Below are 16,304 nucleotides of genomic sequence, written 5' to 3' on the forward strand. Positions count from 1 at the left end.
CCGATGGCCCTCCCCACTCCGCTCAAGAAGCCGCTCGACGGGCTCGACCACCTGGGTCGTGAGCTCGCCTTCTACCTGCGCGCGCTCTCCTGGATGCCGCGCACGGTCAAGCGCTACAAGAAGGAGGTCGCCCGCCTGCTGGCCGAGGTCACCTTCGGTACCGGCGCGCTGGCCGTCATCGGCGGCACCATCGGCGTCATCGCCGCGATGACCTTCTTCACCGGGACCGAGGTCGGGCTGCAGGGGTACGCCGCGCTCAACCAGCTCGGCACGAGCGCCTTCTCCGGCTTCGTCAGCGCCTACTTCAACACCCGCGAGATCGCCCCGCTCGTCGCCTCCATCGCACTCGCGGCCACCGTCGGCTGCGGCTTCACCGCCCAGCTCGGTGCGATGCGGATCTCCGAGGAGGTCGACGCCCTCGAGGTGATGGCGGTGCCGTCCCTTCCGTTCCTGGTCACCAGCCGGATCATCGCCGGAATGATCGCGATCATTCCGCTCTACGTGATCGGGCTGCTGTCGTCGTACATCGCGACGCGGCTGACGGTGGTGATGGTCTTCGGGCAGAGCTCGGGCACCTACGACCACTACTTCTGGGCGTTCCTGCCGCCGGGTGACGTGCTCTGGTCCTTCGGCAAGGTCCTCATCTTCAGCGTCGTGATCATCCTGATCCACTGCTACCACGGCTACAGCGCGTCGGGCGGCCCCGCCGGTGTGGGCGTCGCCGTCGGCCGCGCCGTCCGGACGAGCATCGTCAGCGTCGCCGTCCTCGACCTCTTCCTGTCGATGGCGATCTGGGGAGCGAGCACCACGGTGAGGCTGGCAGGCTGATGGGCGCTATGCGTTTCCGGGCCCTCGGCATCTGCTTCCTCGTCCTGATGGTCGCTGGAGTCTGGCTGACCTACGCGGTCTTCACGAAGAAGTTCACGTCGTACGACGAGCTGACCCTGCGCACGAGCACCATCGGGCTGCAGCTCCCCGACCGTGCGGACGTGAAGATCCGCGGTGTCCTCATCGGCGAGGTGCTCAAGACCTCGGCGGATGCCGACGGCGCCACGATCACGCTCGGCATCAAGCCGGACCAGCTCCACACCATCCCCGCCAACGTGACCGGCTCGATCCTCCCCAAGACCCTCTTCGGCGAGAAGTACGTCGCCCTGGAGATCCCGGACGACGCCGCGACGGAGCCGATCCGGAGCGGGACGACCATCGCGCGCACCCAGGTCTCCACCGAGCTCGAGGCGGTCCTCTCCGACCTCTACCCGCTGCTGCGCACGGTGCAACCCGCCGACCTCAACATGACCCTCAACGCCGTAGCGACGGCGTTGGAGGGTCGCGGTGAGCAGCTCGGCGACACACTGCAGACGGCCGACAACTACCTGAAGAAGCTCAACCCCCAGCTGCCGCAGCTGATCGGTGACCTCAAGCAGACCGCCACCGTCGCGGACACCTACAACTCCGTCGTGCCGCAGCTCGCCCAGATCCTGCGGGACACGATCGTCACCACGGGCACGCTGAAGGAGAAGCAGCAGCCGGTGCACGACCTGCTCACGAACGTCACGTCGCTGTCCAACACGGCCAAGGCGTTCCTCACCGCCAACGAGTCGAGCCTGACCAACCTGGCGCGGATCAACGACGGCCTGCTCGCCAACGCCGCCCGCTACTCCACCGAGTTCCCCTGCCTCCTCGGCGGCGTCGACGCCCTCGGCGTCCGCGAGGGCGAGGTCTTCCGCAACTACACGCTGCACATCGTGCTCGAGACGCTGCAGAAGCAGCCGCGCACCTACACGGCCGCCGACCAGCCGTACTTCGCCGAGGACCGCGGACCGACGTGTGGCCACCTGCCCAGCCCGAACTGGTCACAGTCCAACCCGCTCCGGGTCGTGCCCAACGTCAATGACGGCGTGAAGGGCAACGTGCGATGAGCAGGACCGGACTCGACAAGAAGACCAGCCAGGACCTCGTCCGGCTCGGCATCTTCATGGTGATCACGGCGATGGCGACCGGACTGCTCGTCCTCACCATCGGCAACATCTCCTTCGGCGGTACGGAGAAGTACAAGGCGGTCTTCTCCGACGCCACCGGCATGGCCAAGGGCGACGACGTCCGCATCGCCGGGGTCAAGGTCGGGACCGTCAAGGACATCCAGATCACCGACCGCACGAAGGCGCTGGTGACCTTCAGCGTGTCCGACGACCAGCACATCGCGGCCGCGACGCACGCCACCATCCGCTACCGGAACATCGTCGGCCAGCGCTACCTCGCGCTCACCGACACTCTCGACGGTGGCGTCCAGCTGCACCCGGGACAGGTCATCCCGATCTCGCAGACCCAGCCCTCGCTCGACCTCAGCACGCTCTTCAACGGCTTCAAGCCGCTCTTCCAGGCGCTCTCGCCGGACGACATCAACAAGCTCTCCTACGAGATCGTCCAGGTCTTCCAGGGTGAGGGCGGCACGCTCGAGAGCCTGCTCACCCACACCGCGTCGGTCACCCAGACGCTGAGCGACCGCGACGCGGTCATCGACTCCCTGATCGACAACCTCAACCAGGTCCTCGACCACCTCGGCGACCGTGACCAGCAGCTCTCGCAACTGATCACGACCTTCCGCACCTTCGTCGGCGGCCTCGCCGAGGACAAGGACGCGATCCTCGGCTCCCTTGACCAGATCTCGGCCGTCTCGGTGCAGACCGCCGACCTGCTCAAGGGCCTGCGCGGTCCGTTCCCCGAGGACATCAAGCAGCTCCGGAAGGTCGCCACCAACATCAACGGCAACAAGGCCGAGCTCGACCGTGCACTGCAGGTTCTGCCGATCAAGCTCAACAAGGTCGGCAACGTCGGCTCCTACGGGTCCTGGTTCAACTTCTTCCTCTGCAACTTCAACGGCGCGGTGAAGCTGCCGGGCAACCAGCAGATCAAGCTCGGCACCGACACCCTCAAGTTCAACGCCGGGACGAGGTGCAACCTCGGATGAGGCTCTTCGGCACCAGGGGAGGCTTCACGCCCTTCCGCGAGCGCAACCCGATCACGATCGGGGCGGTCAGCCTCGCCGTGATCGCGCTGCTGATGCTCGTCGCGTTCAAGGCGCAGGACCTGCCGCTGATCGGCGGCGGCACCCGCTACTACGCCGACTTCGCGGAGGCCGGGGGCCTGAAGACCGGCGACGAAGTCCGCATCGCGGGGGTCCGGGTCGGCAAGGTGGACAAGATCGAGCTGGAGGGCGGGCACGTCCGGGTCGGCTTCCGACTCAAGACCGACTCCGCCTTCGGCACTGAGACGCGCGCCGCGATCAAGGTGAAGACCATCCTCGGCGCCATGTTCGTCGCGCTCGAGCCCGCCGGGTCCGGCCAGCTCAAGGAGGGCACCGAGATCCCTGTCGAGCGGACCACGTCGCCGTACGACGTCGTCCAGGCCTTCACCGGGCTGGCCAACACGGCCGGCGACATCGACACCGACCAACTGGCCGCCGCGCTGACGACCCTCTCCGACCTGACCCGCACGACGCCGGACTCGTTCAAGCAGGCGCTCGACGGCGTGGCGGCGCTGTCGAAGAACCTCGCCGCGAAGGACGCCCAGATCGGCACGCTGCTCACCAACCTGCAGCGGGTCTCCCAGGTCCTCGATGAGCGCGACGGCGACATCGTGGCGCTGATGAAGGACGCCGACAGCGTCTTCCAGGCGCTCGTCGCACGACGCCAGGCGGTACACGACCTGCTGACCTCGACGTCCAGCCTGTCGGCCCAGCTCAGCGGCCTGATCAAGGAGAGCCGCGCCGACCTCAATCCGGCGCTCACGCAGGTGCAGAGCGTCCTCGGCGTCCTGGACAAGAACATGGACAACCTCGACGAGAGCCTGAGGCTGATGGCGCCGTTCTACCGGATCTTCAGCAACGTGCTCGGCAACGGCCCGTGGTTCGACTCCTACATCCAGAACATCCCTCCCGTCCCGGCGGCCGGCTGATGACGCGTCTGCTCCGGCTCGGGATTCCGGCCCTCATCGTCCTCGCCCTCGTGGTCGTGGCGCTCACGCAACTCGTCGGCGGCGGCAGCCGCACGCTCGTGGCGGAGTTCCCGCGCACCGTCTCGATCTACGAGGGCAGCGAGGTGCGGGTCCTCGGTGTCACCGTCGGCAGCGTCGACAAGGTCGAGCCCGGCGGCACGTCGGTCAAGGTCACGATGTCGTACGACGACGACGTCAAGATCCCCGCCGACGCGAAGGCACTGATCGTGGCCCCGTCGGTGGTCGGCGACCGGTTCGTCCAGCTGACGCCGGCGTACACCTCGGGTCCGACCCTGCGCGACGGGGCCGTGCTCGACGTGGATCGCACCGCGACGCCGCTCGAGCTCGACGACATCTACGGCCAGCTCGACAAGCTCGTCGTCGCGGTCGGTCCCGAGGGCGCCAACAAGAACGGCGCGCTGAGCGACCTGCTCGACCAGACCGCGAAGAACTTCGGCGGCGAGGGTGCGCAGTTCCACGAGACGATCGGCGACTTCAGCGACCTCACCCAGACCCTGGACAACAACAAGGACAAGCTCTTCGGCTCCGCGCAGCAGCTCGAGGGCTTCATCAACACCCTGGCCAAGAACGACGACACCGTGCGCAACTTCAACACCTCGATCGCGAGCGTCTCCGACCTTCTGGCCGGCGAGCGCAACGACCTCGCGAGCTCCCTGCGCAACCTCGCCTCGGCGCTGGGTGACGTGCAGACCTTCGTCAAGGAGAACAAGGACGTCCTGCACAGCGACATCCACAGCCTCAACCAGCTCTCCAAGGTCGTGGTGAAGCGCCGCGACCAGCTCTCCGAGACGCTGGACAACGCCCCGCTGGCACTGGACAACCTCTTCCACGCCTACAACCCGCAGTCGGGGACGTTGGACACGAACTCCAACCTGGACAAGGCGCTGCCGTTCGACCTCGCGAACCCGACGGTCGCGCTGTGCACGATCCTGGACAATCTGGACAGCTCGGGGAAGCTCTGCAAGCAGCTGGGCGGCGCCGGCCGCGCCGGTGACGTCTTCGGTGCCGCCGCTGGGACCGGCTCCTCGTACGGCAAGAAGAGCGACCCCACCCTCGGTGGGCTCGTGCCGCAGACGGAGGTGACCCGATGATCCGCCGACTCCTGCGCTGCCTCGCGGGCATCATCGCCGCCGGGCTCTTCCTGAGCGGCTGCTCCTTCGACGTCTACGACCTGCCGCTGCCGGGCGGCGCCGACACCGGCGACAACCCGATCACGCTCACCGTGCAGTTCGCCGACGTCCTCGACCTGGTGCCCGACTCGTCGGTCAAGGTCGGCGACGTCACGGTCGGCAAGGTCGACAAGATCCGGCTGGACAAGGGCCACGCGGACGTCGCCCTCACGATCCGCAAGGACACGAAGCTTCCGGTCAACGCGATCGCGACCATCCGGCAGACCAGTCTCCTCGGCGAGAAGTTCGTCGACCTCGCCGCACCGGCCAGTGACCCGAGCCCGACCCTGCTCAAGAGCGGCGACACGATCACGCTCGCCAACAGCGGCAAGAACCCCGAGATCGAGGAGGTGCTCGGCGCGCTCAGCCTGGTCCTCAACGGCGGGGGAGTGGCCCAGCTCCAGACCATCTCGGTGGAGCTCAACAAGGCCCTCGCAGGCCACGAGGACGCGGCCCGCGACGTGCTCGTCCAGGCCAACGAGTTCGCCACCCAGCTCGACACCCACAAGGACGACATCGTCCACGCCATCGACGCCCTCGACCGCCTGGCGAAGTCCGCCCGCGGTCAGGAGGCGACGATCGACGCGACGCTCGAGCAGCTGCCCGCCGCGCTCACGAGCATCAACGGCCAGCGCAAGGACCTCGTCACCATGCTGCAGTCGCTCGCCGCGCTCGGCGACGTCGGCACCCGCGTGATCAAGGCGTCCAAGGACCAGGTCATCCGCACCTTCGACAACCTGCAGCCGACGCTGACCCAGCTCGCCGCCGCCGGTGACCACCTCGTCAATGCGGTCGACACGATCTTCACCTACCCGTTCGTGGACGAGGTCGTCGGCCGGGACCCGACCGTGGCGCGCAACCTGCACATGGGTGACTACGTCAACCTCTCGATCGACCTGCAGGTCGACCTCTCCAGCCTCGACCTGAACAGCGCGGTCCCCTCGATCATCAACCCGACCAACGTGGTCAGCAACCTGACCAAGTGCCTCCAGTCCGGCAGCCTCTCCAGCCAGGCGTGCAAGGACCTGATCGCGACGCCGGGTGCGCTGCTCAACCTGCTCAACGAGTGCAAGAAGCCCGCCAACCGCAACACCTCCCTCTGCAAGGGGCTCAACCAGCTCCCCGGACTGCCCAACCTCACCGGCACGACCGGCGGGATCCTGCCCTCCTCGGTCGCCTCCCAGCTCAACAGCGCGCTGCCGGGACTCGGCGACGCACTCACCTCGGGCCTCGGTCTGCTGCGGGCGGCGCCCGGCGCGACCTCGGACGGCAAGACGCTGACCGGCTCCTTCACGTATGACGAGCTGTCGTCGGCGTACGACCCGAGCCTGGTCCGGCTGCTCGTGCCCGGCCTCGCGGTGAAGGGAGCGGCGAAGTGATCACCCGACGCGTCAAGGTCCAGCTCCTGGTCTTCGTGATCCTCACCCTCGTGGGGGTGGCGTTCGCCGGCGGCAGGTACGCCCGCCTCGACCGGCTCGTCCACGACCCCGGCTACACGGTGGTCGGCCACTTCCTCTCCTCGGGCGGCATCTACGAGGGCGCCGAGGTCGACTGGCGCGGCGTCAAGGTGGGCGAGGTCGACAAGATGGTCCTCACCGACGACGGCGTGGACGTCTACCTCGACATCGACAACCGCTACGACACCATCTCGACCGACGCGGTGGCCGCGGTCGCCAACCGGTCGGCCGTCGGCGAGCAGTACGTCGACCTCCAGCCGGCCAGCAACGCCGGCCCCTTCCTCAAGGACGGCTCGGAGATCCCCAAGGCGCAGACCCGGACCCCGCTGCCGACCGAGAAGCTCCTCGGCGACGCGGCCTCGACCGTGGGCTCGGTCAACCAGGACTCGCTCGCCACGACCATCAACGAGCTCGGGACGGCCTTCGCCGGCACGGCCCTGGACCTGCAGCACATCATCGACTCGAGCACGGCGTTCATCCGGACCGCCGACGCCAACTTCGACACCACGACGGCCCTGATCCGCGACTCCAACACGGTCCTGTCGAGCCAGGTCGCGACGAGCAGCGCGATCACCAGCTTCGCCAAGAACCTCTCGCTCTTCTCCGACGTCCTCGCCGGCAGCGACCCCGACCTGCGGAAGCTGATCGCCAACGGCGCCGCCGGAGCGTCCCTGCTCAAGCAGTTCCTCGACGAGAACAACGTCGACCTCACCGAACTGCTCTCCGAGTCGGTGACGATCGGCGACATCGTCTACAAGCGCCTTCCGGGCCTCAAGCAGGTCCTCGTCCTCTACCCGTACGTCGTCGAGGGCGGCTTCACCGTCGTGGACAACGACATCGACGGCAAGTGGAACGCCCACTTCGGCCTCGTGCTCACGACGGACACGCTCTGCACCAACGGCTACGGCGGCACGAAGCAGCGGGCGCCCCAGGAGGGCTCCAACAAGGCGCTCAACACCAACGCCCACTGCGCCGATCCCGCCACCAAGTCCAACCCGCGCGGCGCGCAGAACCTCAACCGGGCCGCGCCGCTCACCGGACCGGTAGATTCCTCGACCGTGATCGGTTCCTACGACGAGGCGACGAAGAAGTTCACCTGGGGAGCGCCGGAGGGCCTCGGTCGGTGATATTGCGACGAGGGATCCTCGTCGTGCTCGCAGCGCTCATCGTGCTGTCGTGTGCGGCGCTGGGCTATCAGGCGGTGCACCGCGGCGGCGCACCCTGGTCCACCGACAATCCCACCCAGGACGCCCGCGACGTCGTCATGGGACAGGCCCGGACGTTCATGTCCACGGTCAACACCTATGGCCCCGACCTCGTCGAGGGGCAGACGATGCCGACGTACCGGGCGGACGTGGAGAAGCTCGTGACGGCGAAGTTCAAGGCCGACTTCGAGCAGAACGTGCCGTACGCCGAGGCGACCGTGATCCAGTCGGGCCTCGCCCGGACGACCAAGGTCGACGCGACCGGCGTCGGCGACCTCGACCTCGACCGCGGCAGGGCGACCGTCCTGGTGGCCGGTGACCTGACCAACTCCTTCCCGGACCCCAAGGCGCCGAAGGACCCGAGCAAGCGGACGTCCGCCGACGCCCAGCCGTACCGGGTCGAGGTCACGCTCGTCCGCCAGGGCGGGGTGTGGAAGGTCGACGACTTCACCCCCGTCGGGGCCGAGGCGCAGCAGGAGGCCCAGCAGTGAGCCGGTGGACCCGTGGCTGGGTGCTCGCCCTCGTCGGCCTGGTCGCCCTCGTGCTCGTGGCCGTGGCGGCGTACGCCTGGACCCGCCCGGACCCGGTGCGGGCTGAGGACTCCGCCCGTGCCGCGCTGGAGGCGGCCGAGCAGGCGGCGGTGCCGGTGACGACGTACGACTACCGCACCCTCGACGATGACGAGGCCGCCGCCAAGGGCTGGCTGACCGGTCACTACCGGAGCGCGCACCACTACGACGACCTCTGGCAGACGATCAAGAAGAACGCCGTCACGGCGAAGACGGTCATCACGGGGAAGGTCGTCGGCTCGGGCATCGTGCACGCGACGCCCGACCGGGTGCAGGTGCTTGTCCTCATCGACCGGCCGACCAGCAACGTCGACACGCCCACGCCTGTCACCTACGAGGACCACGTCACCCTTACGATGGTCCAGTCCTCCGGCCGATGGCTGGTGGACGATTTGGTCACGCAGTAGAACAGGGTATGCTAGCGCTTTGCGCGTGCCCTCAAATACCCTTCGGTCTGTCCGGTGACCTCTGCGGTGGTCGGCTCGCGCATATCACCAGCGAAATCTGTTGAAGGATTCCTCTTGGCCGCGCGCAGCTCCTCTGCTGATTCCACTACCCGTCGCCTTTCTTTCGCAAAGATCACCGAGCCGCTGGAGGTCCCGCAGCTTCTTGCGCTGCAGACCGACAGCTTCGATTGGTTGATCGGCAACGAGATCCACGCCGAGCGCATCGCGGCCCGCCGCGCTGCGGGCGAGGATGTGTCCGACAAGTCGGGCCTCCAGGAGATCTTCGAGGAGATCTCTCCCATCGAGGACTTCTCCGAGACCATGTCGCTCTCGTTCGAGAACCCCGTCTTCTACGACCCCAAGTACACGGTCGAGGAGTGCAAGGAGAAGGACTTCACCTACTCCGCGCCGCTCTACGTCTCGGCCGAGTTCACCAACAACGACACCGGTGAGATCAAGGGCCAGACGGTCTTCATGGGCGACTTCCCGCTCATGACCGACAAGGGCACCTTCATCATCAACGGCACCGAGCGTGTCGTCGTCTCGCAGCTCGTCCGCTCCCCGGGCGTCTACTTCGAGCGCACCGCCGACAAGACGTCGGACAAGGACATCTTCACCGCGAAGCTCATCCCGAGCCGTGGTGCCTGGCTCGAGTTCGAGATCGACAAGCGCGACCTCGTCGGCGTCCGCCTCGACCGCAAGCGCAAGCAGAACGTCACCGTGCTGCTCAAGGCGCTCGGCTGGACCAACGAGCAGATCCGCGAGGAGTTCGGCGAGTACGAGTCGATGATGTTGACCCTCGAGAAGGACAACACCACCGGCCAGGACGACGCCCTGCTCGACATCTACCGCAAGCTCCGTCCGGGCGAGCCGCCCACGCGTGAGGCTGCCCAGACGCTGCTCAACAACTACTACTTCAACCCCAAGCGCTACGACACCGCCAAGGTCGGCCGCTACAAGGTGAACAAGAAGTTGGGCCTGCTCGAGGCGTTCGACCAGCAGACGCTGACCGTCGACGACATCGTCGCTGCGATCAAGTACATCGTCGCGCTGCACGACGGCCGCACCCAGCTCGAGACGCCGCAGGGCCTCATCGACATCGCGCCCGACGACATCGACCACTTCGGCAACCGTCGTATGCGCACCGTCGGCGAGCTCATCCAGAACCAGCTCCGCACGGGTCTGGCCCGTATGGAGCGCGTGGTCCGCGAGCGCATGACGACCCAGGACGTCGAGGCCATCACGCCGCAGTCCCTGATCAACATCCGCCCGGTCGTCGCGGCGCTGAAGGAGTTCTTCGGAACCTCGCAGCTCTCGCAGTTCATGGACCAGAACAACCCGCTCGCGGGTCTGACCCACAAGCGCCGCCTCTCCGCGCTCGGCCCGGGTGGTCTCTCCCGCGACCGCGCCGGCATGGAGGTCCGTGACGTCCACCCGTCGCACTACGGCCGCATGTGCCCGATCGAGACGCCGGAAGGCCCGAACATCGGCCTCATCGGCTCGCTCGCGAGCTTCGGTCGGATCAACCCGTTCGGCTTCGTCGAGACGCCCTACCGCAAGGTCGTCGACGGCGTCGTGACGGACCAGATCGACTACCTCACGGCCGACGACGAGTCGAAGACCGTCATCGCCCAGGCGAACGCGGTCCTCGACAACAACGGCAAGTTCGTCGACGAGCGCGTCCTCGTGCGCCTCGCCGACGGCGAGGTCTCCGAGGTCCCGGCCGCCGAGGTCGACTACATGGACGTCTCGCCGCGGCAGATGGTGTCGGTCGCGACCGCGCTCATCCCGTTCCTCGAGCACGACGACGCCAACCGTGCCCTCATGGGCGCGAACATGCAGCGTCAGGCCGTTCCGCTCGTCCGCAGCGAGGCCCCGCTCGTCGGCACCGGCATCGAGTACCGCGCCGCGGTCGACGCCGGTGACGTCGTCGTCGCGAAGAAGGCCGGCGTCGTCAAGGACGTCTCGGCCGACGTGATCGAGACCATGAACGACGACGGCACGTACACGACGTACAAGCTGGCCAAGTTCACGCGCTCGAACCAGGGCACCTGCGTCAACCAGATCCCGCTCGTCACCGAGGGTGACCGCGTCGAGGTCGGCTCGCCGATCGCCGACGGCCCGGCCACCGAGGGCGCCGAGATGGCGCTCGGCCAGAACCTGCTCGTGGCGTTCATGCCGTGGCAGGGTCACAACTACGAGGACGCGATCATCCTGTCGCAGCGTCTCGTGCAGCAGGACTACCTCACCTCGATCCACATCGAGGAGCACGAGGTCGACGCCCGCGACACGAAGCTCGGCCCGGAGGAGATCACCCGGGACATCCCGAACGTCTCCGAGGAGATGCTGGCCGACCTCGACGAGCGCGGCATCATCCGCATCGGTGCCGAGGTCACGACCGGTGACATCCTCGTCGGCAAGGTCACGCCCAAGGGCGAGACCGAGCTGACCCCGGAGGAGCGCCTGCTCCGCGCGATCTTCGGTGAGAAGGCACGCGAGGTCCGCGACACGTCCATGAAGGTCCCGCACGGCGAGGAGGGCACCGTCATCGGTGTCCGCGTCTTCGACCGCGAGGAGGGCGACGAGCTGCCCCCGGGCGTCAACCAGCTCGTCCGCGTATACGTCGCCCAGAAGCGCAAGATCTCCGTCGGTGACAAGCTCGCCGGCCGTCACGGCAACAAGGGTGTCATCGCCAAGATCCTGCCCGTGGAGGACATGCCCTTCATGGAGGACGGAACCCCGGTCGACGTCATCCTCAACCCGCTCGGTGTTCCGCGTCGTATGAACATCGGTCAGGTCCTCGAGCTCCACCTCGGCTGGCTTGCCAAGCAGGGCTGGGACCTCGACCTGATGGACGACAAGAAGTCCAAGACCGAGGACTGGGCCCAGCGCCTGATGTCGATCCACGCCGACAAGGCCGAGCCGAACACGAAGGTCGCCACGCCGGTCTTCGACGGTGCGCTCGAGGACGAGATCACGGGTCTGCTCAGCGCCACCATCCCGAACCGCGACGGCTTCCGTGTCGTCAAGGAGGACGGCAAGGCCCGGCTCTTCGACGGTCGCTCCGGCGAGCCGTTCCCCGAGCCGGTGTCGGTGGGCTACATGTACATCCTCAAGCTTCACCACCTGGTCGACGACAAGATCCACGCCCGCTCGACCGGCCCGTACTCGATGATCACCCAGCAGCCGCTCGGCGGTAAGGCCCAGTTCGGTGGCCAGCGCTTCGGTGAGATGGAGGTCTGGGCAATGGAGGCGTACGGCGCCGCCTACGCCCTCCAGGAGCTCCTCACCATCAAGTCCGACGACGTGCCCGGTCGCGTCAAGGTCTACGAGGCGATCGTCAAGGGTGAGAACATCCCCGACTCCGGCATCCCGGAGTCCTTCAAGGTCCTCGTCAAGGAGATGCAGTCGCTCTGCCTCAACGTCGAGGTCCTTTCCCAGGACGGCAGCGCCATCGAGCTCAAGGATGCGGAGGAGGACGTGTTCCGCGCCGCTGAGGAGCTGGGCATCGACCTTTCCCGTCGTGAGCCGTCGTCCGTCGAAGAAGTCTGAGCAAGGTAGGTATTCACAAAGTGTTGGACGTTAACTTCTTCGACCAGCTTCGGATCGGCCTGGCCACCGCGGACGAGATCCGCGCGTGGAGCCACGGTGAGGTCAAGAAGCCGGAGACCATCAACTACCGCACGCTCAAGCCCGAGCGTGACGGCCTCTTCTGCGAGAAGATCTTCGGTCCCACCCGGGACTGGGAGTGCTACTGCGGCAAGTACAAGCGCGTGCGCTTCAAGGGCATCATCTGCGAGCGCTGTGGCGTCGAGGTCACCCGCTCGAAGGTGCGTCGTGAGCGCATGGGCCACATCGAGCTCGCTGCTCCCGTGACCCACATCTGGTACTTCAAGGGCGTTCCGTCGCGGCTGGGCTACCTGCTCGACCTCGCCCCGAAGGACCTCGAGAAGGTCATCTACTTCGCGGCGTACATGATCACCTCCGTCGACGAGGAGGCCCGTCACCGCGACCTGTCCTCCCTCGAGAACAAGGTGGGCCTCGAGCGTGACCGCCTCACCAAGCGGATGGACACGGCGCTCAACGACCGCCAGAAGAAGCTCGAGGAGGACCTCGCGGCTCTGGAGGCCGAGGGTGCCAAGGCCGACCAGAAGCGCAAGGTGCGTGACGGTGCCGAGCGTGAGCTCGCCTCGATCCGCAAGCGCTCCGAGGCCGAGCTCGCCCGCCTCGAGGAGGTCTGGGACACGTTCAAGAGCCTCAAGGTCCAGGACCTCATGGGTGACGAGCTCCTCTACCGCGAGATGAAGAACTGGTTCGGCAAGTACTTCGAGGGCCACATGGGCGCCACGGCGATCCAGAAGCGCCTCCAGGACTTCGACATCGACGGGGAGGTGGAGTCGCTCCGCGAGACCATCGCTACCGGCAAGGGCCAGCGCAAGGTCCGTGCCCTCAAGCGCCTCAAGGTCGTCGACGCCTTCCGCAAGACCGGCAACCAGCCGATCGGCATGGTCCTGGACGCCGTCCCGGTCATCCCGCCGGACCTGCGCCCGATGGTGCAGCTCGACGGTGGCCGCTTCGCGACCTCCGATCTGAACGACCTCTACCGTCGTGTGATCAACCGCAACAACCGACTCAAGCGACTGCTCGACCTCGGTGCTCCGGAGATCATCGTCAACAACGAGAAGCGCATGCTTCAGGAGGCAGTCGACTCGCTGTTCGACAACGGCCGTCGTGGTCGCCCGGTGACGGGCCCCGGCAACCGCCCGCTCAAGTCGCTCTCCGACATGCTCAAGGGCAAGCAGGGTCGCTTCCGTCAGAACCTCCTCGGCAAGCGTGTGGACTACTCGGGTCGTTCCGTCATCGTCTCGGGTCCGCAGCTGAAGCTGCACCAGTGCGGTCTGCCCAAGCAGATGGCCTTGGAGCTCTTCAAGCCGTTCGTGATGAAGCGCCTGGTCGACCTGTCGCACGCGCAGAACATCAAGTCCGCCAAGCGGATGGTCGAGCGCGCCCGCCCGGTCGTGTGGGACGTCCTCGAAGAGGTCATCACCGAGCACCCGGTCCTGCTCAACCGTGCGCCCACGCTCCACCGTCTGGGCATCCAGGCGTTCGAGCCTCAGCTCATCGAGGGTAAGGCCATCCAGCTCCACCCGCTCGTGTGTGGGGCCTTCAACGCCGACTTCGACGGTGACCAGATGGCTGTCCACCTGCCGCTGTCGGCCGAGGCCCAGGCTGAGGCCCGTGTCCTCATGCTCTCGACGAACAACATCCTCAAGCCGTCGGACGGTCGTCCGGTGACGATGCCGTCGCAGGACATGATCATCGGTCTCTTCTTCCTCACGACCGACCGCGACGAGCAGCCCGGTGAGGGTCGCGCCTTCGCGTCGCCCGCCGAGGCGATCATGGCCTTCGACCGTGGCGAGATCTCGCTGCAGTCGGTCGTCAAGATCCGGCTCGACGACATCGTGCCGCCGGAGGGCTGGGAGGCTCCTGAGGGCTGGACCGAGGGTGACGCCGTCATCCTCGAGACGACCCTGGGCCGCACCATCTTCAACGACACGCTGCCTGCGGACTTCCCGTACGTGAACGAGGAGGTCGGCAAGAAGCGCCTCGGTGCCATCGTCAACGCCCTCGCGGAGCGTTACCCGAAGGTCGTCGTCGCCGCGTCGCTCGACGCCCTCAAGGACAACGGCTTCCACTGGGCCACGCGGTCGGGTGTCACGGTCTCCATCGACGACGTCACGACGCCGTCGAACAAGATCGAGATCCTCAAGGACTACGAGGACAAGGCCACCAAGATCCAGAAGCAGTTCGAGCGTGGTCTCGTGACTGACGAGGAGCGCCGTCAGGAGCTCGTCGAGATCTGGACCGAGGCGGCCAAGGAGGTCGGTGACGCGATGGAGAAGGCCTTCGACAAGAAGAACCCGATCTACATGCAGGTCACCTCCGGCGCCTCCGGTAACTTCAACCAGATCCGCCAGGTCGGCGCCATGCGTGGTCTTGTGGCCAACCCGAAGGGCGAGATCATCCCGCGCCCGATCAAGGCCAACTTCCGCGAGGGCCTCTCCGTGCTCGAGTACTTCATCTCGACGCACGGTGCTCGTAAGGGTCTTGCCGACACCGCGCTCCGTACGGCCGACTCGGGTTACCTGACCCGTCGTCTGGTCGACGTGTCGCAGGACGTCATCATCCGCGAGGAGGACTGCGGCACCGAGCGTGGCTTCATGGTCTCGATCGTGGACGACGACGTCGAGACGACGGCGTACGCCCGCACCGCGGCCGAGGAGATCGTCGGCCCCGACGGCACCGTGCTCGCCGCCGCCGGCGAGGACCTGGGTGACGTCAAGATCGCTGAGCTCGCCGCCGCCGGCGTCGAGGAGGTCAAGATCCGCTCCGTCCTCACCTGTGAGGCCGCGACCGGTACCTGCGCCAAGTGCTACGGCCGTTCGCTCGCGACCGGCAAGCTCGTCGACATCGGTGAGGCGGTCGGCATCATCGCCGCCCAGTCCATCGGTGAGCCGGGCACACAGCTCACGATGCGTACCTTCCACACCGGTGGTGTGGCGTCGGCCTCCGACATCACGCAGGGTCTGCCGCGTGTCGTCGAGCTCTTCGAGGCCCGTACCCCCAAGGGTGTCGCCCCGATCAGCGAGGCCGCCGGCCGCGTGACGATCGAGGAGACCGACAAGGCCCGCAAGGTCCTGGTCACCCCGGACGACGGCTCCGAGGTCGTCGAGTACGTCGTCTCGCGTCGTTCGCGCCTCAACGTCGCCGACGGTGACCACGTCGAGGTCGGTCGCACCCTGACGGTCGGTACCCCCGACCCGAAGGAGGTCCTCCGCATCCTCGGTGTCCGCTCCACGCAGAAGCACCTCGTGGACGAGGTCCAGGGCGTCTACAAGAGCCAGGGTGTGGCGATCCACGCCAAGCACATCGAGATCATCGTCCGGCAGATGCTGCGCCGGATCACGGTGCTCGAGTCCGGCGAGACCAACCTGCTCCCGTCCGACCTGGTCGACCGCGCTCTCTACGAGTCGGAGAACCGTCGGGTCGTCTCCGAGGGCGGCAAGCCGGCCTCGGGTCGTCCGGAGCTGATGGGCATCACGAAGGCGTCGCTCGCGACGGAGTCGTGGCTGTCGGCGGCCTCCTTCCAGGAGACCACCCGCGTCCTCACCGACGCTGCCATCAACGGTCGTTCCGACAGCCTGCGCGGCCTGAAGGAGAACGTCATCATCGGTAAGCTCATCCCGGCCGGTACCGGCCTGGAGCGCTACCGGAGCATCCGGGTCGAGCCGACCGAGGAGGCCCGCGCGGCCGCCTACTCGGTGACCGGATATGACAGCTACGACTACGACTTCGGCAACGGGTCGGGTCAGCCGGTGGCGCTCGACGACTTCGACTTCGGTTCCTACCAGAACTGAGGTCTGAGGCGCCGGACGGCGCG

General features: G+C 67.0%; 11 protein-coding genes. All 11 read left to right on the top strand.

The annotated features are described in order from the left end of the window. The first annotated feature begins 3 nt into the window (after positions 1-3). The 11 genes from LH076_RS01335 to LH076_RS01385 all read left to right on the top strand — a co-directional run bounded on the left by LH076_RS01335 (position 4) and on the right by LH076_RS01385 (position 16,281). Positions 4-828: an MlaE family ABC transporter permease gene (locus LH076_RS01335; protein WP_227782175.1), complete on the top strand. Its 825-nt coding sequence runs from the start codon at positions 4-6 to the stop codon at positions 826-828. Beyond that, positions 828-1,922 carry an MCE family protein gene (locus tag LH076_RS01340; protein ID WP_227782176.1) on the top strand — a complete coding sequence of 365 codons (1,095 nt, stop codon included), beginning with the start codon at positions 828-830 and terminating at the stop codon, positions 1,920-1,922. Before LH076_RS01335 ends, LH076_RS01340 begins: the two co-directional genes overlap by 1 nt. Beyond that, positions 1,919-2,971, top strand: a complete 1,053-nt coding sequence (locus tag LH076_RS01345; protein ID WP_227782177.1) for an MCE family protein — start codon at positions 1,919-1,921, stop codon at positions 2,969-2,971. The genes LH076_RS01340 and LH076_RS01345 overlap by 4 nt, the downstream gene beginning before the upstream one ends. After that, positions 2,968-3,957, top strand: a complete 990-nt coding sequence (locus LH076_RS01350) for an MCE family protein (protein ID WP_227782178.1) — start codon at positions 2,968-2,970, stop codon at positions 3,955-3,957. The genes LH076_RS01345 and LH076_RS01350 overlap by 4 nt, the downstream gene beginning before the upstream one ends. Further along, the gene (locus tag LH076_RS01355) at positions 3,957-5,108 is read left to right on the top strand and encodes an MCE family protein (protein WP_227782179.1); all 1,152 of its coding nucleotides are present in this window, start codon (positions 3,957-3,959) and stop codon (positions 5,106-5,108) included. The genes LH076_RS01350 and LH076_RS01355 overlap by 1 nt, the downstream gene beginning before the upstream one ends. Continuing rightward, positions 5,105-6,565 carry an MCE family protein gene (locus tag LH076_RS01360; protein WP_227782180.1) on the top strand — a complete coding sequence of 487 codons (1,461 nt, stop codon included), beginning with the start codon at positions 5,105-5,107 and terminating at the stop codon, positions 6,563-6,565. Before LH076_RS01355 ends, LH076_RS01360 begins: the two co-directional genes overlap by 4 nt. Continuing rightward, positions 6,562-7,770 carry an MCE family protein gene (locus LH076_RS01365; protein ID WP_227782181.1) on the top strand — a complete coding sequence of 403 codons (1,209 nt, stop codon included), beginning with the start codon at positions 6,562-6,564 and terminating at the stop codon, positions 7,768-7,770. The genes LH076_RS01360 and LH076_RS01365 overlap by 4 nt, the downstream gene beginning before the upstream one ends. Next, on the top strand, positions 7,767-8,339 hold the full coding sequence (locus LH076_RS01370; protein WP_227782182.1) for a hypothetical protein: 573 nt from the start codon (positions 7,767-7,769) through the stop codon (positions 8,337-8,339). Before LH076_RS01365 ends, LH076_RS01370 begins: the two co-directional genes overlap by 4 nt. After that, the gene (locus tag LH076_RS01375; protein WP_227782183.1) at positions 8,336-8,824 is read left to right on the top strand and encodes a hypothetical protein; all 489 of its coding nucleotides are present in this window, start codon (positions 8,336-8,338) and stop codon (positions 8,822-8,824) included. Before LH076_RS01370 ends, LH076_RS01375 begins: the two co-directional genes overlap by 4 nt. Before the next feature lie 114 nt (positions 8,825-8,938). Then, positions 8,939-12,415, top strand: a complete 3,477-nt coding sequence (gene rpoB, locus LH076_RS01380; RefSeq protein ID WP_227782184.1) for a DNA-directed RNA polymerase subunit beta — start codon at positions 8,939-8,941, stop codon at positions 12,413-12,415. 20 nt (positions 12,416-12,435) lie between these two features. Then, a complete protein-coding gene (locus tag LH076_RS01385; RefSeq protein ID WP_321573724.1) occupies positions 12,436-16,281 on the top strand; it encodes a DNA-directed RNA polymerase subunit beta' in 3,846 nt (1,281 codons plus the stop codon). Positions 16,282-16,304 lie beyond the last annotated feature (23 nt).

It is taken from the genome of Nocardioides sp. Kera G14, from assembly GCF_020715565.1.
Lineage (GTDB): Bacteria > Actinomycetota > Actinomycetes > Propionibacteriales > Nocardioidaceae > Nocardioides.

What these genes read in the sequence shown, in the direction of transcription:
- LH076_RS01335 (WP_227782175.1), top strand. Translation starts at nt 4, where the DNA reads ATGGCCCTCCCCACTCCGCTCAAGAAGCCGCTCGACGGGCTCGACCAC.
- LH076_RS01345 (WP_227782177.1), top strand. Translation starts at nt 1,919, where the DNA reads ATGAGCAGGACCGGACTCGACAAGAAGACCAGCCAGGACCTCGTCCGG.
- LH076_RS01340 (WP_227782176.1), top strand. Translation starts at nt 828, where the DNA reads ATGGGCGCTATGCGTTTCCGGGCCCTCGGCATCTGCTTCCTCGTCCTG.
- LH076_RS01360 (WP_227782180.1), top strand. Translation starts at nt 5,105, where the DNA reads ATGATCCGCCGACTCCTGCGCTGCCTCGCGGGCATCATCGCCGCCGGG.
- LH076_RS01355 (WP_227782179.1), top strand. Translation starts at nt 3,957, where the DNA reads ATGACGCGTCTGCTCCGGCTCGGGATTCCGGCCCTCATCGTCCTCGCC.
- LH076_RS01350 (WP_227782178.1), top strand. Translation starts at nt 2,968, where the DNA reads ATGAGGCTCTTCGGCACCAGGGGAGGCTTCACGCCCTTCCGCGAGCGC.